This is a genomic window from Streptomyces sp. 3330, from assembly GCF_031456635.1.
Classification (GTDB): domain Bacteria; phylum Actinomycetota; class Actinomycetes; order Streptomycetales; family Streptomycetaceae; genus Streptomyces.
On the sequence record NZ_JAVDVA010000003.1, the window covers coordinates 149,766 to 171,212 of the forward strand.

The 21,447-nt window shown below is 74.4% G+C and carries 17 protein-coding genes; 9 read left to right on the forward strand and 8 right to left on the reverse strand.

Annotated elements, in window-relative coordinates:
* Positions 1-69 precede the first annotated feature (69 nt).
* Complete coding sequence (locus J2X68_RS06635) at positions 70-780, forward strand: copper homeostasis protein CutC (RefSeq protein WP_310431498.1); 711 nt, start codon at positions 70-72, stop codon at positions 778-780.
* A gap of 55 nt (positions 781-835) precedes the next feature.
* Here the strand turns inward: J2X68_RS06635 and J2X68_RS06640 are convergent, their stop codons facing one another.
* A complete protein-coding gene (locus tag J2X68_RS06640) occupies positions 836-2,926 on the reverse strand; it encodes a UvrD-helicase domain-containing protein (protein ID WP_310431499.1) in 2,091 nt (696 codons plus the stop codon).
* A gap of 336 nt (positions 2,927-3,262) precedes the next feature.
* Between J2X68_RS06640 and J2X68_RS06645 the strand changes: the two genes are divergently transcribed.
* Positions 3,263-3,445 carry a hypothetical protein gene (locus J2X68_RS06645; RefSeq protein ID WP_310431500.1) on the forward strand — a complete coding sequence of 61 codons (183 nt, stop codon included), beginning with the start codon at positions 3,263-3,265 and terminating at the stop codon, positions 3,443-3,445.
* 1 nt (position 3,446) lies between these two features.
* On the opposite strand, the gene J2X68_RS06650 is transcribed toward J2X68_RS06645, so the two are convergent.
* A complete protein-coding gene (locus tag J2X68_RS06650) occupies positions 3,447-5,093 on the reverse strand; it encodes a DNA repair helicase XPB (protein WP_399039409.1) in 1,647 nt (548 codons plus the stop codon).
* Between the two features lie 161 nt (positions 5,094-5,254).
* Between J2X68_RS06650 and J2X68_RS06655 the strand changes: the two genes are divergently transcribed.
* On the forward strand, positions 5,255-5,809 hold the full coding sequence (locus tag J2X68_RS06655) for a hypothetical protein (RefSeq protein WP_310431501.1): 555 nt from the start codon (positions 5,255-5,257) through the stop codon (positions 5,807-5,809).
* A gap of 159 nt (positions 5,810-5,968) precedes the next feature.
* On the opposite strand, the gene J2X68_RS06660 is transcribed toward J2X68_RS06655, so the two are convergent.
* Entirely contained in the window at positions 5,969-8,638 is a 2,670-nt protein-coding gene (locus J2X68_RS06660; protein ID WP_310431502.1) for a helicase-associated domain-containing protein, read from the reverse strand.
* Between the two features lie 309 nt (positions 8,639-8,947).
* On the opposite strand from J2X68_RS06660, the gene J2X68_RS06665 reads away from it, so the two are divergent.
* Positions 8,948-9,946 (forward strand): hypothetical protein, encoded by a 999-nt coding sequence (locus J2X68_RS06665; RefSeq protein ID WP_310431503.1) that lies wholly within the window; start codon positions 8,948-8,950, stop codon positions 9,944-9,946.
* Between the two features lie 23 nt (positions 9,947-9,969).
* Entirely contained in the window at positions 9,970-10,617 is a 648-nt protein-coding gene (locus tag J2X68_RS06670) for an HAD family hydrolase (protein ID WP_399039412.1), read from the forward strand.
* Here J2X68_RS06670 and J2X68_RS06675 read toward each other — a convergent pair.
* The gene (locus J2X68_RS06675; RefSeq protein WP_310431505.1) at positions 10,593-10,844 is read right to left on the reverse strand and encodes a hypothetical protein; all 252 of its coding nucleotides are present in this window, start codon (positions 10,842-10,844) and stop codon (positions 10,593-10,595) included. The genes J2X68_RS06670 and J2X68_RS06675 overlap by 25 nt on opposite strands.
* 181 nt (positions 10,845-11,025) lie before the next feature.
* Here J2X68_RS06675 and J2X68_RS06680 point away from each other — a divergent pair, with 181 nt between their 5' ends.
* The gene (locus J2X68_RS06680; protein ID WP_020130260.1) at positions 11,026-11,409 is read left to right on the forward strand and encodes a cold-shock protein; all 384 of its coding nucleotides are present in this window, start codon (positions 11,026-11,028) and stop codon (positions 11,407-11,409) included.
* Between the two features lie 40 nt (positions 11,410-11,449).
* On the opposite strand, the gene J2X68_RS06685 is transcribed toward J2X68_RS06680, so the two are convergent.
* The 4 genes from J2X68_RS06685 to J2X68_RS06700 form a co-directional block, all read right to left on the reverse strand.
* Positions 11,450-12,322 (reverse strand): 1,4-dihydroxy-6-naphthoate synthase, encoded by an 873-nt coding sequence (locus tag J2X68_RS06685; RefSeq protein ID WP_310431506.1) that lies wholly within the window; start codon positions 12,320-12,322, stop codon positions 11,450-11,452.
* Complete coding sequence (locus tag J2X68_RS06690) at positions 12,312-13,061, reverse strand: futalosine hydrolase (RefSeq protein ID WP_310431507.1); 750 nt, start codon at positions 13,059-13,061, stop codon at positions 12,312-12,314. Before J2X68_RS06690 ends, J2X68_RS06685 begins: the two co-directional genes overlap by 11 nt.
* Positions 13,031-13,543 (reverse strand): DUF2771 domain-containing protein, encoded by a 513-nt coding sequence (locus J2X68_RS06695; protein WP_199825032.1) that lies wholly within the window; start codon positions 13,541-13,543, stop codon positions 13,031-13,033. The genes J2X68_RS06690 and J2X68_RS06695 overlap by 31 nt, the downstream gene beginning before the upstream one ends.
* 74 nt (positions 13,544-13,617) lie before the next feature.
* Positions 13,618-15,051 carry an MFS transporter gene (locus J2X68_RS06700; RefSeq protein WP_310431508.1) on the reverse strand — a complete coding sequence of 478 codons (1,434 nt, stop codon included), beginning with the start codon at positions 15,049-15,051 and terminating at the stop codon, positions 13,618-13,620.
* Between the two features lie 356 nt (positions 15,052-15,407).
* Here J2X68_RS06700 and J2X68_RS06705 point away from each other — a divergent pair, with 356 nt between their 5' ends.
* The 3 genes from J2X68_RS06705 to J2X68_RS06715 all read left to right on the forward strand — a co-directional run bounded on the left by J2X68_RS06705 (position 15,408) and on the right by J2X68_RS06715 (position 21,329).
* Positions 15,408-16,370: a DUF3027 domain-containing protein gene (locus J2X68_RS06705; RefSeq protein WP_310431509.1), complete on the forward strand. Its 963-nt coding sequence runs from the start codon at positions 15,408-15,410 to the stop codon at positions 16,368-16,370.
* 608 nt (positions 16,371-16,978) lie between these two features.
* Positions 16,979-20,182, forward strand: a complete 3,204-nt coding sequence (locus J2X68_RS06710; protein ID WP_310431510.1) for a sacsin N-terminal ATP-binding-like domain-containing protein — start codon at positions 16,979-16,981, stop codon at positions 20,180-20,182.
* A gap of 217 nt (positions 20,183-20,399) precedes the next feature.
* Positions 20,400-21,329 (forward strand): hypothetical protein, encoded by a 930-nt coding sequence (locus J2X68_RS06715; RefSeq protein ID WP_310431511.1) that lies wholly within the window; start codon positions 20,400-20,402, stop codon positions 21,327-21,329.
* The last annotated feature ends 118 nt before the right edge of the window (positions 21,330-21,447 follow it).

Consider the following 21,447-nt stretch of genomic DNA (forward strand, 5'->3'; position numbering starts at 1 on the left):
GGCGTATTCTGAATTGGACTAGACCTGTAGTCGCCCGATGAAGCCGACGTAGCCGATGAATGGGGTGCCATGAGCAAGCGTGCAGTTCTGGAGGTGATCGCCCTCGACGTCGAGGACGCGGTCGCCGCCCGGACCGGAGGCGCGGACCGCCTCGAGCTGGTCACCGACATGGCCGCCGACGGGCTCACCCCGCCGGTCGCGGTCTTCGCCGGGATCCGGGCCGCCGTCGACCTCTCCCTGCGCGTGATGCTCCGGCGCTCCGAAGGCTTCGCGGCGGGCGCCGCCGAGGAGGTCGACTCCCTGGTCCGGGTCGCCGGCGAGCTGCGGGCGGCCGGCGCGGACGAGTTCGTGCTCGGGTTCCTCGACGCGGAGGGCGGGGTGGACCTGGCGGCGGTGGAGCGGGTCGTCGCCGCACTGGACGGCTGCCGCTGGACCTTCCACCGCGCCCTCGACCACGCCGGTGACCGCGACGCCCTGCGCAAGCAGCTGGACGGCCTGCCCGGACTGGACACCTACCTCACGGCCGGTTCCGCCGCCGGTGTCGACACCGGTCTGCCCACCCTGCTCGCGGAGGCGGCACGGCACGGGGAACAGGGCTATGAGCAGCGGCTCCTCGTCGGCGGCGGCCTGCGCCTCGACCATGTGCCGGTGCTGCGGGCCGGCGGCGTCGACGCCTTCCACATCGGCGGCGCGGCCCGCCCGGACGGCTGGGCCGGCCCCGTCTCGGCCCGAGCCGTCGAGGAGTGGCGCCGGGCGGTGGACGGCGAGCGGCCCGCGTAGACCGGGCGGGCCGAGCGCGCCGGTCGGGCCGTCGGGCGGTCCGGGCGCCAGGCGGTCAGTCGGCGAGCTGGGGCGGCAGGGGGGCCGCGTGCGTCACGATCAGGCCCGACACCGCTCGGGTCAGCGCCACGTACAGCCGCCGCAGGCCGGTCCGCTCGTCCGGTTCGCCGTCGACCACCGCCCGCGGTTCGTCCAGGACGACGTAGTCGTACTCCAGGCCCTTGGCCAGCGAGGCCGGAACCAGGGTGAGGCGGGTCTCGGCCGTGGTCTCCTCGCCGGGGGCGAGGTGGCCGATGCCCGACGCGGTCAGCGCCTCGGCCAGGGCCGGGATCCGGGCGTCGGCCGCGATCAGGCCCGTCGAGCCCTCGTTGCGCAGCAACTCCTCGCAGGCCGCGACGGTCTCGGCGGTGCCGGCGACCGGTCGCAGGTCGAAGAAGCCGGGGTTCTCGCGGACCGAGGCGACGGGCGTCAGGCCCGGGGCGATGTGCGGGAGCAGCCGGGAGGCGTAGGTGATGACGTCCGTCGGCACGCGGAAACCGGCCGTCAGCTCCTCGATCACCGCGTCCGCCTTCCCCAGGTGGCCCAGAGCCTCCTCCCAGCTCCGGGTCGCCCACGGGGTGGTGCCCTGCGCCAGGTCGCCCAGCACGGTCGCCGAACCCGTCGTGCAGCGGCGGCCGACCGCCCGGTACTGCATGGGGGACAGGTCCTGCGCCTCGTCCAGGACCACATGGCCGAGGGAGTGGGTGCGCTCGACGAGGTCGGTGGCCTCGTCGATCAGCACCGCGTCCGCCGCCGACCACCTGGCCGCCTTCACCGACCGGGCCGGACGTCTGCCGGATCCCGGCGGCGCCCACAGGATCGTCTTCTGCTCGTCCTCGCTCAGTACCCCCTCCGCGTGCTCGGCGAGGAAGTCCGCGTCCGTGAGCAGCCGCAGCACCAGCTTCGCCGGATCGACGGCCGGCCAGACCTCCTTCACGGCCGCCTTCACCGCGCTGTTGCGGGCGACGGCGTCCTGCACCCGGTCGTCCGGGGCCTCGCCCGAACGCTCCATCTGCACCAGGACGGCGTGCGCGATGCGCTGCGGCAGGGCCTCGCGGGCCGCGCCGTAACGGATGTCCCGGTCCAGCAGCTCCCGGACCATCTCCTCCAGTTCGTACGCCGGAACCCGCCACCGCCGCGAGCCGCGCACGACCACGAGCGGCTCGCTCGGCATGCTGACGTGCGCGTAGACGGCCCGCCGCAGCACCTCCGCCATCCGCGCGTCGCCCTTGACGACCGCCGCCGCCGCGTCGTCCGTGCCCCGCACCTCCACGTGGGCCACCAGGTCGTCGACCGTGCCCTGGCGTACCGTCAACTCGCCCAGCGCGGGCAGCACTTGCTCGATGTAATGCAGGAAGGACCGGTTCGGTCCGATGACCAGCGTGCCGGTGCGGGCGAGCCGCTCGCGGTGGGCGTACAGCAGATAGGCCACCCGGTGCAGACCGACGGCCGTCTTGCCGGTGCCCGGCCCTCCCTGGACGCAGACCGTGCCGCCGAGCCCGCTGCGCACGATCTCGTCCTGCTCGGGCTGGATGGTGGCGACGATGTCACGCATCGGACCGACGCGGGGCCGCTCGATCTCGCGCTGGAGCAGCTTGCTGGTCCGTGCCGCCTCCGCCGGGTCGGACAGGTGCTCGTCCTCGTACGCGGTCAGGTCGCCGCCGGTGTAACCGAAGCGGCGGCGCAGCCCGACGTCCATCGGGTCCTTCTTCGAGGCCCGGTAGAACGGCTGCGAGACCGGCGCACGCCAGTCGATGACCATCGGGTCGCCGTCGCCGTCGTGCACATGGCGGCGCCCGATGTAGAACTGCTCGCCCTCCGCGCCCTCCGCCCGCTCGGCGCCGGGAGCGTGCAGGTAGTCGAGCCGGCCGAAGAACAGCGGGGTGTCGCTGAGGTCGGCGAGCGCCTTGATCCGCTCCTCGATCTGGCGCCCCAGGATCTGGGCGTTGACCCAGTTCGCGGTGACGTCGCTGATGTCGAGGGCCTCGACGTCCTCGCGCATGGCACGCAGGGCGCTCCGGGAGGAGGCGAGGTGGGCGCGTTCGCGGGCGAGCGGATCGTCGTCGACGGGCGGGTACGACGCGGACGACGTGGACGGCGTGGACAAGGGGGTGCCTCCGGACCGGCTGAGGGGGGCGCTGCGGTGGTCCGTCCGGTTTCCGTCCGGACGGCGGCACTCCGGGAAGGGAGGCGGGCAAGAGCGGAGATTGTAGGTGAACGGGAGAGGAGCGTGCCAACGCATTTATCCGGCCGCGCCCCCGCCGGAACCCCTCCCGCGCCCCCGCCGGAACCCCTCCCGCGCCCCCGGAACCGCTCCGCACCCCTGCCCGGCGGCCCTCCGTCCCGTAGGGGAGACCCCCGTCCGAGGGTGTACCCGAGGAGTAGGCCGAACGGGGACCTGGGACGGATGCCCGCTTCATGCCCCGGAGCCCATCATGGAGACATGAGTGCAGCGACCCTGACCCCGGCCCCCGGTCGCCCGTCCGGCGCGACCTCCCTGTCCGATGCGCACCGCCACCGCCTCGGCGACGCTCTGCGCGCCGTCAAGGTCTTCGCGGCCGCCGCCTTCGACGTGATCATCCTGGGCGAGTACGGCGAGGAAGCGGGCGTCCGCCGCCGCAGGTGACTCAGGCCTCGCCCGCGAGCAGTTCGTCCGCGTCCATGATCCGGTACGCGTAGCCCTGTTCCGCCAGGAAGCGCTGGCGGTGCGCGGCGAAGTCCTGGTCCAGGGTGTCCCGGGCCACGACCGAGTAGAAGTGGGCCTGGTGGCCGTCCGCCTTCGGGCGCAGGACACGGCCCAGACGCTGGGCCTCCTCCTGGCGCGAGCCGAAGGTGCCCGAGACCTGGATGGCGACCGTCGCCTCCGGCAGGTCGATCGAGAAGTTCGCGACCTTGGACACCACCAGCACGCTGATCTCGCCCTCGCGGAAGGCGTCGAAGAGCTTCTCGCGCTGCGCGTTGGAGGTCTCGCCCTTGATCACGGGGGCGTTCAGATGCTCGCCCAGCTCGTCCAGCTGGTCGATGTACTGGCCGATGACCAGGATCTGCTGGCCCGCGAAACGGCGGACGAGCGCCTCCGTCACCTTCCGCTTCGTCGCCGTCGTCGCGCAGAAGCGGTACTTCTCCTCCGCCTCGGCGGTCGCGTACGCCAGCCGCTCGGAGTCCGTCAGATTGACCCGGACCTCGACGCAGTCGGCGGGCGCGATGTAGCCCTGCGCCTCGATCTCCTTCCACGGCGCGTCGAACCGCTTCGGCCCGATCAGCGAGAACACGTCCGACTCACGGCCGTCCTCGCGGACGAGGGTCGCGGTCAGGCCGAGGCGGCGGCGGGCCTGGAGATCCGCCGTGAACTTGAAGACCGGCGCCGGCAGCAGGTGCACCTCGTCGTAGAGGATGAGCCCCCAGTCCCGGGAGTCGAACAGCTCCAGGTGCGGATAGACGCCCTTCCGCCGGGTCGTCAGCACCTGGTAGGTGGCGATCGTGACCGGGCGGATCTCCTTCCGCGTCCCGCTGTACTCGCCGATCTCCTCCTCGGTCAGCGACGTCCGCTTCACCAGCTCGTGCTTCCACTGCCGCGCGGAGACGGTGTTCGTGACGAGGATCAGCGTGGTCGACTTCGCCTGGGCCATCGCCCCGGCGCCGACCAGGGTCTTGCCCGCACCGCACGGCAGCACCACGACCCCGCTGCCGCCGTGCCAGAAGTTCTCCACCGCCTGCTTCTGGTACGGCCGCAGCGCCCAGCCGTCCTCGGCCAGCTCGATCGGGTGCGCCTCGCCGTCGACGTACCCCGCGAGGTCCTCGGCCGGCCAGCCCAGCTTCAGCAGCGTCTGCTTGATCTGCCCGCGCTCGGAGGGGTGCACGGCGACGCTGTCGGGGTCGATCCGCGCGCCGACCAGCGGAGCGACCCGCTTGGAGCGCAGGATCTCCTCCAGCACCGGCCGGTCGGTGGTGGTGAGCACGAGGCCGTGGGCCGGGTGCTTGCTCAGGGTCAGACGGCCGTAGCGGTCCATCGTCTCGGCGATGTCGACGAGCAGCGCGTGCGGCACCGGGTAGCGGCTGTACTGCACGAGCGCGTCGACGACCTGCTCGGCGTCGTGCCCGGCGGCCCGCGCGTTCCACAGGCCCAGCGGGGTCAGCCGGTAGGTGTGGATGTGCTCCGGCGCCCGCTCCAGTTCCGCGAACGGCGCGATGGCGCGACGGCAGTCGTCCGCCTGCTCATGGTCGACCTCCAGGAGCAGAGTCTTGTCCGACTGGACGATCAGCGGTCCGTTCACGTACGCCATCCCTTCCGCACGGGCCAAACCTCCAGTGTGCCGTACGGCGCGCCGTAGCGGCGGTCCGCTTCTTCCCGGCGGCCCCGCACAACCCTGACCTGCGTTCGTCGGTCTCACCGGGGGAGCAGCGCGATGGGCGCGACGCGGTGGGGAGTCACGGTATGTCGGTCCTGTCGTTCCGCAGAGGTGCGGTCGGCGTGGGAGCCGCGGCGGTGCTGGCGGCCACGGGCACCTGGGTGATGTGGCCGGAGGACATCGACGGGCGGCTGTGGAGCGAGGTACGGCCGGTGATCGAGGCGAGGATCGCGGCGGAGTCGCGGGGGAGCGGCCAGGGCGAGACCGTGCCCGCGCTCCGGTCCCGCTGGTTCTGCCAGGCGAAGGCGCTGGAACTGGAGGAGCACGCGGGCGAGGTGCGGGCCGGCGTCAACACGCTGTGCGTCGAGTACGGGGTGCAGGACGACAGCCTCGTCGAGTGCGGTGCCGGACAGTATCCGCAGGTGGTGCGGTTGGAGCGGGACGAGGCGGCGGCCGGGGGCTACCGGGTCGTCGCCCGGGAGGAGCCGCCGGACGGCGACGGGTACGGGCGGTGGACGGAGTCCCACTTCGGTGTCTTCGCCCGGTCCTCCCTCCAGGACCCGATGTCCCCCCGCACCCTGGAGGCCACGGCCCGCGCCCACTTCGGCCTGCCCGAGGACGCCTCGGTCGGCGAGTGCTGAACCGCCGCCTTCCCGGCCGCCCTCCTGGCCGGCCGGGTGGGGTGGCCGGCCCGCGCCGGGCGGCCTGCGGCCCGGCGGTCGGGCCTGGTCAGGCGGCCCCGGATCGCCCGGGCGAGCGGAGGGGCGGGCCGGTCGGGGGCGCGGCAGGGGTGGCCGGGGTCAGTCGTCCGCCAGTTCCGCGACGCCCGTGATCCGGTGCAGCGGGTACGTGCGGACCTCGTCCGCCGTGTGGTCGTACGCCGTCACGAAGCCGCCCTCCACCCGGACCGGGGCGATGACGCGCTGGCTGGCGGTGCCCTCGGCGTTGACGTAGCCGATCCACAGGGCCTCGCCGGTGAGGACGGCGGCCTGCATGGTGGCGAGGGTCTCGGCGGAACTGGTCCGGGGGAGTTCGCCGGGGGCGAGCGGGGCGGCGTCCTCGGTCGGTTTGCGGGGCGTCGTGGCGGCCAGGTCACCGGCCCTGATCGCACGGATCGCCGCGGTGAGCAGGGTGGCGTCGGGCATCGGCGGGCCGTCCGGCACCGGCTCGGGAGCCGTGCGGGGCGGCGTGCGGTGCGCATGGGCGCGGGTGATCAGGACGTCCCCCTCGGCCGACTCGGCGGCGGGCGCGAAGCCCATCGCCCGCAGGCCGTCGAGGAGGGTCGCCGGATCGGCCTGGGCCGCGAGCACGGTCGGGGCCAGACGGCGCAGGCGCAGACCGGCGGCGCGCTTGTCGGCGACGATCTCGTTCAGCAGGGCGTCGTCGTCGCAGCGCACGTAGGCCGAGGCCGCGCCCACCCGCAGATGGCCGTGCCGACGGGCCACGTCGTCGATCAGGTAGGTCAGCGGCTGCGGCACCGGCGTACGGGAGTGCTCGGTGAGGAAGGCGTGCAGGTCCGAGGCGCTGCGGCCGGCGTCCAGGGCGCGGCGCACCGAGCCGGGGGTGAAGCGGTAGACGGTCGCGCCGCCCTTGGACTCGACGTCCGCGAGGACGCTCAGGACGTCGGCCAGCGGGCGCCGCAGCGGGCCCGGGGCGACCGCGGTCAGGTCGGCCTGGAGCAGGACGTGGTCCAGGGGCTCGGGGAGCAGCGGACCGAGCAGCCGGGCGGCGGCCGCGGTCGCCGCGGCCTGCTCGGGCGGCGAGAGGGGCGTGGCCGGGGACGCGGAGGCCGCCGCGCGGTGCGGCGCGGGCAGCTTGTCGCCGGGGCCGGCCGGGGCGATCGTGCCGGTGGGGCCGGTGTGCGCGGCGGCGGGGGCCGCCTTCGGCGCCGACCGGGCCCCGAGCAGGGCCCGCCCGTGCGCCGACAGCGCGCCGCGGCCGGTCACGCCCAGCAGCTCGGCCTCCGTCAGGGTCCAGCGCGCCAGCCGCGAACGCAGGTCGTCGTCGCCCGCAGAGCCCTGAGAGGCCGGAGACCCCGCAGACCCCTGCGGACTCTGCGTGTGCGCGGACCCCGGTGGGCCCTGCGCGGCCTGGGGGCTCGGCTGCCCCTGCTGTCCGCGCAGCGGCCGCTCCCAGCGCAGCCGGGCCAGCACCGCCTCCGGATCCGGCGCGGCGCCCTCGGGCAACCCGGCCAGCAGCGTCAGCACCCGATGGCGCACCTCGGGCGCGGCGGACCGGTCGAGGCCCGGCCCCAGCGCCGACAGGGCCCGCTCCTTGAGGTCCCGGCCGCCGACCACGCCGGAGGTCCGGGTCGCCGCCAGCCACGCCTGCGCGAGCTGCGCCCACCGGTCGGCGGGCGGCCGTTCCAGCCACTCGTCGTACTCCGGGGTGGCCGCGTACCGCTCGTCGGCCTCCCCGTCGGAGGCGAGCAGCCCGGCCGCGTACGCCAGTTCGACCCAGAACGCGGCCATCGGCTCGGACACGTCGAGGGCGACGGCCGTCCGCTTGAGGTCGCGCACGCTGAGTCCACCGGCCCGCAGGACCGCGGGGCCGCCCTCGTGCCAGTCCTTCAGCAGCTCCTCCACCGTCGTCAGCGCGGTGTACGCCTGCCCGGCCGCCGTGCTGTCCACCACCTGGGGACGATGCGTGGCGACCGCCTCGACGCCGGGCGGCACGGGTTCGGCCGTACGGTGGGCCCGGCCCTCGCGCAGATGCAGGGCGACCTCGCGGGGCAGTACGACCGTCCCGGGCGCCGTCGGCAGCAGCAGCCCGCGGTCGAGCAGCCAGCGCAGCCGGGCCGCCGGATCGGCCGTGATCTGCCCGTACGGCGGCCCCCACATCAGCCGCTTCAGGACGTCGACGGAGTCGGCGGGCGCCTGCGCGAGCAGGGCGGCCATCTTCTTGCGGTGCGTGAACAGGGCGGTGAGCGCGCCGACGGCGGACACCGAGTCGTGCGTGGACGGCAGCCCGGCCGCCGCCACCAACTCCTGGATGCGGCCAGGTGACATGCCCGCCGTCGCCTCCCGCACGCTCGGCCCGAGCCCCGTCGGGGACGGGTGCTGCGCGGACGGCGCGAGCAGTTCACGGGCGGTGCGCACGAGGCGGAGGCTGTCCTCGTCGCCCCAGACCAGGGCCTGCTCGCGCAGGGCCGCGAGGGCGCCGGGCAGGGCGTCGGCGACCGCCTGGTCGCGGGCGTCGCCCGCCATCAGACCGAGCAGCTCGGCGTACGTCGCCGGGTCGCCGGCCACGGCCAGCGCCTCCGCGGTCTGGAGGGCGAACCGGTCGAGCCGCTCCAGCGCGCGCACGACGGAGGCGCGGGTGCCGGCCCGGGTGGCGAGCTGGGTGAGATCGGTGGGGACCGGGGTGATGAGGTCGGGGCGGGCGCGCAGGAGTGCGGCAAGTGAAGCGTCGTCCCGGGCGCGGAGCGCTGCCGCTAGGGAGCGGGGGGCCCGCTGGTCCTCGGTGCTCATCTTGCCCACGGTAGCGGTTGGCGTCCCCCGGGGGCTGCGCCCCGGACCTCCGCTCCGGCCCTGAAGGCGCCCCGTCCCCGGTCGCCGGTCGTGCCGGGAGACCCGCCCGGCACGACCGGCCGCCTGCGCCGGCCGGGCAGGGCGGGCGGGGCGGGCGGGGCGGCTCCGCGGCCGGCCGACGGGGCCGGACGGGCCGGGCCGACCGGGCCCGTGCTCGATGACCGCGCGTCCCGTCCGGCCCCTCTCGTCCTCGCCGCCGGACGGGTCGGGGGAAGCGGTGCGGGCGGGCGGAAGCGGTAGCTTCTTCCCGTGGGGATCGAGAGCGACCAAGTCGTCTACGAGTATCTGAGCCGGGTCGGGGACATCGCGCAGCAGCGGCAGTTGTCGTCGGCCACGCGGATGCGGCTCGTCGCCGAGCTGCGCAACGAGATCGACCGGCGCCGGGCCAAGGCGGCCGTCGACTCGCCCGCCGCCGTCCGCCGCATCATCGACCGCCTCGGCAGTCCCGACGACATCGTCGCGGCCGCGGCCGACCGCGACGGCGACCCGCCGCAGACGCCGGCGCCCTCCGTCCCCGCACAGCGCGACCGCGGGGAGGAGCCGGAGCGGCCGAAGCGGATCCGGCGGGTCGTGCCGCGGCCGCGGACCGGCGCGTCCCCGCCCCCCGCCGCCCCCTCCGACGTGGCGTCCCCGCCGCACCGCGCCCCCGCGCACGAGCTGGGCGACGCACGCGAGACGCCCGACTGGTGGCTGAACGAGCCGACCCCGCTGGGGATCGGCGAGGACGTGCCGGGGTTCGTCGGCGGGGTGGAGATCCCCGACCTGCTCAAGCCCCCGCGGCCCAGGAAGCTGGAGGAGGAGCGGGAGGAGCGCGAGGAGGCCGGGGAAGGGGCGGGGGCGGACGAGACCGGCGCCCCGACGGGCCGTCGGCGGTTCCGCGTCCTGCGGCGTGCGCCCTCCGGTGAGCGGGCCCGCTGGAGCAACCCGCTGCTGCTGATCGCCGCCTGCTGTCTCGTCGTCGGCGCGGCGCTCGGGAACTGGTTCGGGCTGATCCTGGGGTGGCTCATCGCCTACGGCTCGCGCCGGCTGACCGAGCGGGAGACGAAGTTCGCCGTCGTGTGGCTGCCGGGGCTCGCGCTCACCGCCGGGCTCGTGTGGCTCTGGGGGCGGTCCGAAGGCCGCTGGGGCGACCCCGTCGCGGACGGGCACATGAGCGACGCCGTCGCCCAGACCTGGCCGTGGGTGATCCGGGGCGCGGCCGTGGCGACAGCGCTGTTCCTGGTCTGGCGGTCACAGAAGCCGAGGTAGGGAGGCTGCGGGGGCCAGGCAGAATGGGCCGCATGACGTCACCCGTGATCACCGTCGGCTTCGACCTCGACATGACCCTCATCGACTCCCGGCCCGGCATCCGCGCCACCTATGTGGCGCTCGCCGAGCGGACGGGGACGTACATCGACGCCGATCTGGTGGTCACCCGGCTCGGGCCGCCGCCCGAGACCGAGCTGGCCCACTGGTATCCGGCGGAGCGGGTCGCGGCCGTCGCCGACCTGTACCGCTCGCTGTACCCCGAGCACGGCGTCACCGGCGCGACCGCGCTGCCCGGCGCCCGCGAGTCGATCGCGGCGGTCCGGGCGGCGGGCGGGCGGGCGATCATCGTCACCGCCAAGCACCAGCCCAACGCCACCCTCCAGGTGGAGCACCTGGGCCTCGGCCCCGACGAGGTCATAGGCGACCTGTGGGCGGAGCAGAAGGCACTGGCGCTGCGCGAGCACGGCGCGAGCGTCTACGTCGGCGACCACGTGGGCGACGTCCGCGGCGCGCGCGCCGCCGGGGCGCTGTCGGTGACCGTGCCGACCGGGCCGATCGGTGCGGAGGAACTGCGGACGGCCGGGGCGGATGTCGTGCTCGCCGACCTCACCGAATTCCCGGCCTGGCTCGCCGGTCACCTCGGGACCTACCGCGCGGCGCCCCGCGCCTGACGCCGCCCGGCGCCGATCGATCGCAGGACGCCGGCGCCCGCGATGAGGAATCCGACGCCCATGAGCATGCTCAAGCCGAACATGTACGTCGGAAAAGGCGTCGTACCGAGGAGGAGTGGGGCGACGGTGACCAGTGTGGCCACGGCGCCGACGAAGAACACGATGGCGCCGGCACGGATCAGTCGGTCACCGGGAGCGGCGGAATTCGTTTGGGTTTTGTCACGCACCGGACCAGGGTAGTTCCCTGCGCGAAGGAACAACCGGGGGACGTCTTGTCACCGGCCCGAAGACCATTAGCCTTGGTACCGGCGGGTCGTGGTCGACCCGCCCGACTGCTATCCAGAGCCGTTCAGAGCTGTTTCGGAGTCGAGAAGCAGCTTTCCGACGAGTACGAGGACGAGGACAGACGTGCCTACCGGCAAGGTCAAGTGGTTCAACAGCGAGAAGGGCTTCGGCTTTCTCTCCCGTGACGACGGCGGTGACGTCTTCGTCCATTCCTCCGTCCTGCCTGCCGGAGTCGAGGCACTGAAGCCGGGCCAGCGAGTGGAGTTCGGCGTCGTCGCCGGACAGCGCGGTGACCAGGCGCTCTCCGTCGTCATTCTCGATCCGACCCCTTCGGTCGCCGCCGCACAGCGCAAGAAGCCCGACGAACTGGCTTCCATCGTCCAGGACTTGACCACCCTCCTCGAGAACATCACGCCGATGCTCGAGAAGGGCCGTTACCCGGAGAAGACGTCCGGCAAGCAGATCGCCGGTCTGCTGCGCGCGGTCGCCGATCAGTTGGACGTCTGACCGGTACCGGTCGGCCGGAAATCGGTATCCGCGCGGAGCGTCACGGGAAATCGAGCGCATCCGGGCCGAGGGGCGGCAACAGCCCCTCGGCCGCCGCGCGCGTCAGCAATCCCCTGACCGCCGCATAGCCGTCCTCGCCGAGATCCGCCGTGAACTCGTTGACGTACAGACCGATGTGCCGGTCGGCGACGGACGGGTCCATTTCCTGGGCGTGTTCCATGACGTACGGGCGGGAGACCTCGGGGGCGTCCCAGGCGGCGCGCACGGAGGCGCGGATCGAGTCCGCGAGCCGGGTGAGGGCCCGCCCGCCCAGTGAGCGCTTGGCGATGATGGCGCCGAGCGGGATCGGCAGACCGGTCGTGGACTCCCAGTGCTCGCCCATGTCCGCGAGCTTGTGCAGCCCGTAGTCGCGGTAGGTGAAGCGGGCCTCGTGGATCACCAGCCCCGCGTCGACCTTTCCGTCCCGCACGGCCGGCATGATCTCGTTGAACGGCATGACGACGATCTCGCCGACGCCTCCCGGGACCTGCTCCGCCGCCCAGAGCCGGAACAGCAGGTAGGCCGTCGACCTCTCGCTCGGCACGGCGACCGTGCGCCCGGTCAGCCCCGCGCCGCCGGCCGCGGGAGAGCCGTCGCCGGCCTCCCTCGTCAGCACCAGCGGGCCGCAGCCCCGGCCCAGCGCCCCTCCGCACGGCAGCAGCGCGTACTCGTCGAGGACGTACGGCAGCACGGCGTACGACACCTTCAGCACGTCGAGCTCGCCGCGCTCGGCCATGCCGTTGGTGATGTCGATGTCCGCGAACGTCACATCGACGCCGGGCGCCCCCGGCACCCGGCCGTGGGCGAGAGCGTCGAAGACGAACGTGTCGTTCGGGCAGGGCGAGTACGCGATCCTCAGATCGTCACCGGTCATGTGGGTTCCAACTCTCCAGGACGGGTGTGAGCTTCCCGAAGGCCGTGGTCAGGGCGGCGAGCGCCGTGCCGATGCGCCAGGCGTCGCGGTCGCGCGGGCCGACGGGATTGGAGACCGCGCGGACCTCCAGCACGGGCACGCCGTGCGCGGCGGCGGCCTCGGCGACCCCGAAGCCCTCCATCGCCTCGGCGAGGGCGCGCGGATGCAGCTCGCGCAGGACGGCGGCCCGGGCGGCGGTCCCGGTGACCGTCGAGACGGTCAGGACGACGCCGGTCAGGGCTCCGGTGGCGGCCGCGGTCTCTCGTACGAGGGACCCGGGCGGACGGTGGGTGACGGCGCCGAAGCCCAGCTCGGTCACGGGCAGGAAACCGTCGGCGGTCTCGGCGCCCAGGTCGGCGGCGGTGATCTCGTCGGCGACGACCAGGGAGCCGACGGGTGCGGCGGGCGCGAAGCCGCCGGCGATGCCCGTCGAGACGACCAGGCCGTAGGGGTCGCCGCTCAGCGCGGCGGACGCCAGGGCGGCCGAGACGGAGGCGGCGGCCAGGGCGGGGCCGACCCCGGCGGCGAGGAGGTCGCAGGCCTCACCGGTGCGGTGCAGGGTCACCCCCGGCACGCGTACCTCGCGGGCGGGCCCGGGCAGCGCCCGGGCCACCGCGTCCCGTTCGGCGGGGACCGCGGTGGCCACGAGGACACGGGTGCGGGACGTGGTCAGTCGTCCTTCTTGAGCTTGAACGACCACAGGCCGGTCACCGCCTGGCTGTCCTTCTTCCCGTCGCCGGCCTTGATGGAGACGAGGGTGGAGTCGCCCTGGGCGCCGTACTGGGCGTTGAAGAACACGCTGCCCGGGATGGTGCGGTAGGTCTTGTCGCTGTCCTCGGTGAGCGGCTGACCGTTCATCAGGATCGTCCAGCGCTTGTCGGCCACATCGGGGTCGACGCCGAAGCGGACGGTCTCGTCCGGGTCGACGGTGATCGACTTGATGTCCTTGTCGGCGAGGCACTTGGTCAGCGCGGCGGCCTGGAGGGTGTCGCCCTCCCCGCCGCAGGTGGCCTCGGAGCTGACGGAGGTGCGGCCGACGGTGATCGTGGACAGCGGCGTCGGCTTGTCGCAGGCCGACAGGACGAGCAGTCCGGCGGAAACGGCGCCGGCGGCGGCGACGACGCGGCGGCGTCGCACAACGCCAGGTACATCAGCGGCTCCGCCGCGGGGCATCGTGGTCATGGCGGAAGGCTATCGGGCACGTCCGGCCGTCTCTTTACGCGGGGGGCGGCGTGGCTGTGTGTTACGCCACGCGGTTAGGCCACGCGGGGCTTCGCACCGCTGCCGTGGCGCACCGAGGACAGCAGACCGCGGACCGTGGTCAGCCAGCCCAGCGCGACCACCGCGGCGGCCACCGACAGGCCCAGCGTGCCGTTCAGCGGCATCACGATGCCGACCGCGCCGCCGAACACCCAGCACACCTGGAGCAGCGTCTCCGAGCGGGCGAACGCCGAGGTGCGCACCAGTTCGGGCACGTCCCGCTGGATCAGCGCGTCCAGCGACAGCTTGGCCAGGGCCTGCGAGAACCCGGCGATCGCCGCCATGCACGCCACCAGGAACGCCCCGAAGAACACCGCGGCGGTGATCGCCGCGCCCAGCACGACGGCGACGACCGTCACGATGATCAGCTCCGGGGCCTTGGAGCGCAGCCACGCCCCCACCGCCGTGCCGAGCGCGTTGCCCACGCCCGCCGACACCGCCACCATGCCCAGCGACACGGCCGCGCTCTGCCCGGTCAGCGGATGCTCGCGCAGCAGGAACGCCAGGAAGAAGGTCAGGAACCCGGACAGCCAGCGCAGGGACGCGTTGGCGGCCAGGGCGTGGGTGACGGCGATGCCGACGGTCCGCAGGCCCGGCCGCTTCACCGGCTGCCGGTGCGGGCCGTGCAGATGCTGCTCGTCGGCGGCGAGCAGCGCCACGGCCTCGCCCTTGGCGGAGTCCACCTTGCGGGGCAGCGAGAAGGACAGGAACGTACCGGCCACGAAGATCAGGAAGGCGCCGTAGAGCGGATAGCGCGGCCCGAGGGCCTGCAGCCCCGCCCCGACGGGCGCGGCGATCCCGGTGGCGAGGAGACCGCCGAGGGTGACCCGTGAGTTGGCCTTGACCAGGGAGAACCGTGGCGGCAGCAGCCGGGGCACCACGGCGCTTCTGACCACCCCGTACGCCTTGGAGGAGACGAGCACGCCGAGCGCGGCCGGATACATCTCGATGCTGCCGGTGGCGACGGCGCCGGACAGCACGAGCGCGAGGAGCGCCCGGGCCAGCATGGCCCCGGCCATGGCGGCGCGCCGCCCGTGCGGGAGCCGGTCGAGGAGGGGGCCGATCACCGGGGCGAGGACCGTGAAGGGGGCCATGGTGATGGCCAGGTACAGCGCGACGCGCCCGCGGGCCTCGTCCGTGGGCACCGAGAAGAACACGGTGGACGCGAGCGCGATGGTGATCATGACATCGCCGGCGCCGTTCACGCCGTGCAGCTCGATCAGCTTGCCGAGGCCGGACTCGCCGGCGCCGTGCGCGTGCGTGGCCTTCCGGATTCCGCGGGCGGTGCCGGTGAACGGGAAGTGCAGGGCGCGGCCGATCGCGCGGACGGACCCGCTCATCCGGCCCGAACCGCTCACCCGGCTCCTCCCCTTGTTCCCCTTCGTCGCACCGATCCCGGTGGCGCCCTGGGGTGTCCTTGCGGCTGCCACCCCGTCATAGTGCCCCGGAAAAGCGGTACGTAGTGCGGTTACCGCGCGTATGGGCGTGTGATCGTCGCCGCGCCGGGCCGGTCCTGAGGGCGTTCGGCGGCGGTTCGGCGGCTTCTGTGAGGGGGAAACGTCCCGTCGGTGTAGGCCGAGCGTCCGCGAGCAGGTAGCGTGCGTAGCGCGCCGTGGCGATTGTTCTCGGCCGCGCGCCTCCCGGCCATCCCGCAGAATGGATGACAGCAGGTGCGCCCGAGCGCGATCGGGCGCGGACGTCGACGCGGCCCTCCGGTCCGCTCCGTTCGCACCCGCCGCCTTCAGGCCGGCGCATCGAGAGACGGCGTAGGAGAGAAGCGATACCTGTGAGCGCAGCGACCACGCGAAGCCGCACCCCCGACCGCCTGTGCGCCGAGGCCGTCGACCTCGCACGCGCCGCAGCCGAGGAGGCAGCCGCCCCCGGCGTGGTCGGCGAGCATGCAGGGCTGGTCTCCGAGGGCGACCGGGTGGTCACCCACTACTTCGAGTGCAAGGAACTGGGCTACCGCGGCTGGCGCTGGGCGGCGACGGTGGCCCGGGCCTCGCGCGCCAAGATCGTCACGCTCGACGAGGTGGTCCTGCTGCCCGGCCCGGACGCGGTCCTGGCCCCCGAGTGGGTTCCGTGGAGCGACCGCCTGCGCCCAGGCGACATGGGACCCGGCGATCTCCTTCCCACGGACGCGGAGGACCTGCGTCTGGAGCCCGGCTACACCGGCGAGGACGATCCGCGCCTGCAGCCGGGTTACTTCGACTCGGACGAGCCGACGCCGAACTCGCCCCTCTCCGAGGAGATGGCCGAGCTGGTGGAGGCGGAGGACGCGGAGGTGACGCAGGCCCCGCCCGCGGCCCTTCCGGCGGCCCCGCGCCGGGGCACCATCGCCGCGGTCGCCGAGGAACTGGGCCTGCGCCGTGCCCGGGTCCTCTCCCGCTACGGTCTGCACACCGCGGCCGACCGCTGGGAGGACGGCTTCGGCCCCAAGACCCCCATGGCCCAGGCGGCCCCCGCGTCCTGTGTGAGCTGCGGTTTCCTCACTCCCATCGGCGGCTCCCTCGGGCAGGCCTTCGGCGTCTGCGCCAACGAGTTCTCCCCGGCCGACGGCCGCGTGGTCTCCCTGGCGTACGGCTGCGGCGGCCACTCGGAGGCGGCGGTCATGCCGACGCCCCCGCGGCCCGCGCCCCCGGTGATCGACGAGACCCGGGTCGACCCGTTCCCCCTCCGCCCGTCCCCGGACTCGGGCTCGGTCCCCGAGAAATCGGACGAGGACACGGCGGAACTGGGCCACTCGTAGCACCGGACCCCTCCCGACCCCACCGGACCCCTCCCGAGCCCACCGGACCCCTCCCGACCCCACCGGGCCTCCGCCGGGCCGGGCGCGACGCCGGGGCCTCCGCCGGGCCCGGGCCCACCCCGGTCCGCTCTCGGTGCGGTGACCTCGCCCTTTCCGGGGGCTTGCCGGGTTCCCGGCGGGGCTGATCCCGGTCTGTTCCGGGGGACCCAGGGGTTCCTGCCGGGTCCGCCCGGCCTGCTCCCGGGCCTGCCGGTCCCGCTCCGTGCGGCGGCGATCTCGGCTCTCTGCGGGGCCACCCCGCGGCCCTGCCGGGCCCGCCCGGGCCGCTCTCGTACCCGCCCGGGCCGCTCTCCCACCCGCCCGCCTTACTCCGTGCGGTGCCCCCCGGGGGCTCTCTCCGGGCTGCCCCCGGTCCCGGAGGGCGGCGCCGGTCCGTGGGGAACCGGGTGCTGGGTGGGGGGTCGGGGGTGGGGCGGGCGGGGCGCGGGGGGAGTTGTTGTGTGATTGTGATGTGAGGGTGGGCGGGGGCCGGGCGCGGGAGCGAGGGACGTGCGGGTGGGGCTTCGGGTCGCGGTACCTTCGAGCCCACGCCGATGAGGAGAGTGAACGTGAGCAAGTTCGTGCGGCCGGCACCCGAGGGCGCGGACCCCTTCGGCACGGCCCGCCTGCGTCGCGGAGTGCTGGACGCCTGGGCCACCAGCCCCGCCCGTTTCCGGGAGGACGCCAACGCCGAGGAGGACCTCGTCCTCGGCGGGTACCGGGACCGGCTCGTGGTCGAGCTCGCTCAGAACGCCGCCGACGCCGCGGCCAGGGCTGACGTGCCGGGACGGCTGCGGCTCACCCTCCGGGACGGCGTCCTCGTCGCCGCCAACACCGGCGCACCCCTGGACGCGGCCGGTGTGGAGTCCCTCGCCACCCTCCGCGCCTCCGCCAAGCGCGAGGCCCGGCAGTCGGCCGTGGCCGTCGGGCGGTTCGGCGTCGGCTTCGCCGCCGTCCTGGCCGTCACCGACGAGCCCGCCGTCGTCGGGCGGCACGGCGGTGTCCGCTGGGACCTGGCCGAGGCCCGTGCCCTCGCCTCCGAGACCGCCCGGCACAGCCCGGGGCTCGGCGACGAGATCCGGCGGCGGGACGGTCATGTGCCCCTGCTCCGGCTCCCCTTCGCCGCCCAGGGCACCGCCCCCGACCCCTACGACACGGCCGTCATCCTGCCCCTGCGGGACGCCGCGGCCGCCGACCTCGCCGAACGCCTCCTCACCGCCGTCGACGACGCCCTGCTGCTCGCCCTCCCGGGCCTGGAGGAGGTCGTGATCGAGATCGGCGACGAGGCGCCCCGCGTCCTGCGCCGGGACACCGACGCCGACGACGCCGCCCTCACCGTCGTGGCGGACACCCGGGACGGGACCACCCGCTGGCGGGTCGCCGCCGCGCACGGCCCCCTCACGCCCGACCTCCTCGTCGACCGCCCGGTGGAGGAGCGGCTGCGCCCCCACTGGTCGGTCACCTGGGCCGTGCCGGTCGACGGCGACGGTTCGCCCGCCCGCCCCCGCACCACCCCCGTCGTGCACGCCCCCACCCCCAGCGACGAGCCCCTCGGCGTCCCCGCCCTGCTCATCGCCTCCTTCCCGCTCGACACCACCCGCCGCCATGCCGCCCCCGGCCCACTCACCGACCACCTGGTGCAGCGCGCGGCGGACGCGTACGCCGAACTCCTCGCCGGCTGGCGGCCGGTGGGCGCCGGGATCATCGATCTCGTGCCCGGGCCGCTGGGCAAGGGGGAGCTCGACGGGGCGCTGCGCCAGGCGATCCTGGAGCGGCTGCCGCGGACCGCGTTCCTGCCGCCCGCCGTCCGGCCCGGCCCCGAGGCCGCGGAAGGCGACGGGGGTGACGGCGTCGACGCGGTCGAGCTCCCGGAGGCGCTGCGTCCCCGGGACGCCGAGGTCGTGGAGGGCGCCGGCGCCGACACCGTGCGGGTGCTGGCGGAGGTGCTCCCCACCCTGCTCCCCGCCGGGCTGGAGCGACGCGTAGAGCTGCGCACGCTCGGCGTCGCCCGGATCCCGCTCGCCGACGCCGTGGACCGGCTGGCCGGCCTGGAGAAGGACCCGCAGTGGTGGTACCGGCTCTACGACAGCCTGGCCGGCGTCGACCCGGACCGGCTGTCCGGGTTGCCCGTGCCGCTCGCCGGGGGCTCGTCCCGGTCGTTCGGCGCCGGGGGAGTGCGGACCACCATCGGCCCCCGCCAGGTGCTGCTGCCCACGGCGGAGGCGGCCGGTCCCGACCCGGAGGTCCTCGCCCGTCTCGGCCTCAAGGTCGCCCACCCGGACGCCGCGCATCCCCTCCTGGAGAAGCTCGGCGCGCTGCCCGCCACGCCCCGCGCCGTCCTGACCACTCCGCAGGTGCGGGCCGCCGTCGCCGCGTCCCTGGACGACGACCGCGGCGCCTGGGACGACCAGGACACCCCGGACGCCGAGGAGCTCGCCGACACCGTGCTTGCGCTGGTCCGCGACGCGGGCCTGGACCCCGGCGACGAACCCTGGCTCGGCGCCCTCGCGCTGCCCGACGAGGAGGGGGAACTCGTCCCCGCCGGTGAACTGGTGCTGCCGGGCAGCGCGTTCGCGTCCGTCGTGCGCGAGGACGAACTCGCCTTCGTCGACGGTGAGCTGGCGGACCGGTGGGGCGAGCAGCCCCTCGCCGCCTGTGGCGTCCTGGCGAACTTCGCGCTCGTCCGCGCCACCGACGTGGTCCTCGACCCGGACGAACTGGAGCCCCGCGAGGGGGACTTCGCCGAACCCGACGACGCCGGCCTGCTGGACGCCGTGGACGTGTGGTGCGAGGACATCCTCGACCGGTTCCCCGACAGTCCGGTGCCTCCCGTCGCCACGGAGCTGGTCGCCGTCCGCGACCTCGATCTCGTGGACGACGACCACTGGCCGCAGGCGCTCGCCCTGCTGGCCCGGCCGCCCCTGCGGGACGCCCTCACCCAGCCCGTCCGGATCCTGCTGCCCGACGGCACCCACGAGGTCGTCCGGCCGTACACCGCCTGGTGGCTGCGCGGGCACCCGGTGCTCGACGGCCGCCGTCCGGCCGGTCTGCTGGCGGCCGGCGGGGATCCGCTGCTGCACGGGCTGTACGAGGAGGCCGACGCCACCGGCTTCGACGACGAGCAGGTGCTGCGCGCCCTCGGCGTGCGGACCTCCGTGGCCGCGCTGCTGGAGGAGCCCGGCGGCGCCGCCGAACTCCTCGACCGGCTCGCCGATCCCGAGCGCCCGGTGACGGCGTCTCAATTGCACGGGCTCTACGGCGCGTTGGCCGAGCTGGACCCCGAGCAGGTGACGCTGCCGGACGAGCTGCGGGCGGTCGTCGACGGCCGGGTCGAGGTCGTGGACGCGGCCGACGCCGTCGTCGTCGACTCGCCCGATCTGCTGCCCTTCACCGGCGGCGTCCCGCTGTTGCCGGTACGGCCGTCCCGGGCCGCCGACCTGGCCGAGCTGTTCCAGGTGCGGCGGCTGAGCGAGTCCGTGACCGGGCGGGTCGACTCCGAGGGCGCCGAGCACGACGTGCCGGAGCCGGTGCGGGTGCTGCTCGGGCCGCGCACGCCGGACACGTACGTCGAGCACGAGGAACTCGTCGTGGACGGGGTGGAGATCGACTGGCGGCTGACCGACGACGGTGTCCTGCACGCCGCGACCCTGGAGGGCGTCGCCGCCGGGCTCGCCTGGGCGGCACGGCAGTGGCCGCGCCGCTTCGAGGTCGCCGCGCTGCTGGAGGACCCGTCCCGGACCGCGGAACTGGCCCGCGACCGCTGGTTCGACTGACGCGGCGGCGGGGGCGGGCGGCGACCGGCCGCGGGGCGGAGGGAGACGGGTGTGAAGATTTTTTCCACGAGTCTCACAGGGTGCGTACAACCATCCGCCCCCGGCAGGTATCTGATCACGTGAGTCAAGAGACTCCACGATCACTTTGGGCCCCGGATGCTACGACGAGCCGTGCGAACGGCCACCGTCCCGGGCCCCTCTCCTCAGGGGGAACGCAATGCGCATACGAGCCACCGTGGCCGCCGTCACCGGCGCCCTGGCCTTGTCCGCCTTCGCCGTGCCGGCCGCTCAGGCCACCGGCAGCGACTCGCACAACCCCGTCGACACCCTGAAGGCCCTCCACGCGGCCACCTCCGGCAAGAGCGCCTTCACCGGTTCCACCGCCGCCGACACCGGCACCCCGTACGCGCTGGACGCCAAGTTCGGCAACGTCAGGATCAACGGCGGCAAGCCGATCGTCGCCGGCATCAGCGGCAAGGTCACGGCCCCGGTGACCTTCACGGTCACGCACGGCGCGGGCGTCGACGTCACCGCGGACGACACCGAGCTGGACCTGGTCATCTACCGCGGCGCGTACGACGACCCGACCAACGTCCTCGTCGGCGACGACTGGCCGTCCTGCACCAACACCTCGGCCACGGTCGCCTCGTGCAAGGGCACGATCGACATCCTCCCGGGTGAGGAGCTCTACAACGCCGATGCCACCACCTGGAAGGCGCTGGGCTACGTCATCGACTGGAACGACGTCGACCCGTACACCGAGGACGACATCGACTGGACCAAGGTCGGCTACGCCGAGGGCGACGCCCTGGCCACCACCAAGCTCCAGCGGCTGAGCAAGCTGACGGTCAACGCGGCGCCGGAGCCGGTGAAGAAGGGCGCCACCATCACCGTCACGGGCAGCCTGACCCGCGCCAACTGGGACACCGCCAAGTACAGCGGTTACTCCGGCGTCTACGCGCAGCTCCAGTTCCGCAAGAAGAGCTCCACCACCTACACCACGGTGAAGTCGGTCAAGACCACCTCGACCGGCGGTCTGAAGACCACCGTCAAGGCGAGCGTGGACGGCTACTACCGCTACAGCTTCGTCGGCACCACGACCGCCCCGGCGGTCAAGGCCGCGGGTGACTTCATCGACGTCAAGTAGGACGTCGTAGCGGCGAACGGCCGGCTCCGCTGTTCCGGGGGGCCGGCCGTTCGCGCTCCTCCGCGGCTCTCGCCGCCGCCGCACGGCCTGCTCCGTCCGTGCCGTCCCGCACGACGAC

What these genes read in the sequence shown, in the direction of transcription:
- J2X68_RS06645 (WP_310431500.1), top strand. Translation starts at nt 3,263, where the DNA reads ATGAGTGCAGCGACCCTGACCCCGGCCCCCGGTCGCCCGTCCGGCGCG.
- J2X68_RS06685 (WP_310431506.1), bottom strand. Translation starts at nt 12,322, where the DNA reads ATGACCGGTGACGATCTGAGGATCGCGTACTCGCCCTGCCCGAACGAC.
- J2X68_RS06655 (WP_310431501.1), top strand. Translation starts at nt 5,255, where the DNA reads ATGTCGGTCCTGTCGTTCCGCAGAGGTGCGGTCGGCGTGGGAGCCGCG.
- J2X68_RS06695 (WP_199825032.1), bottom strand. Translation starts at nt 13,543, where the DNA reads ATGACCACGATGCCCCGCGGCGGAGCCGCTGATGTACCTGGCGTTGTG.
- J2X68_RS06635 (WP_310431498.1), top strand. Translation starts at nt 70, where the DNA reads ATGAGCAAGCGTGCAGTTCTGGAGGTGATCGCCCTCGACGTCGAGGAC.
- J2X68_RS06670 (WP_399039412.1), top strand. Translation starts at nt 9,970, where the DNA reads ATGGGCCGCATGACGTCACCCGTGATCACCGTCGGCTTCGACCTCGAC.
- J2X68_RS06715 (WP_310431511.1), top strand. Translation starts at nt 20,400, where the DNA reads ATGCGCATACGAGCCACCGTGGCCGCCGTCACCGGCGCCCTGGCCTTG.
- J2X68_RS06660 (WP_310431502.1), bottom strand. Translation starts at nt 8,638, where the DNA reads ATGAGCACCGAGGACCAGCGGGCCCCCCGCTCCCTAGCGGCAGCGCTC.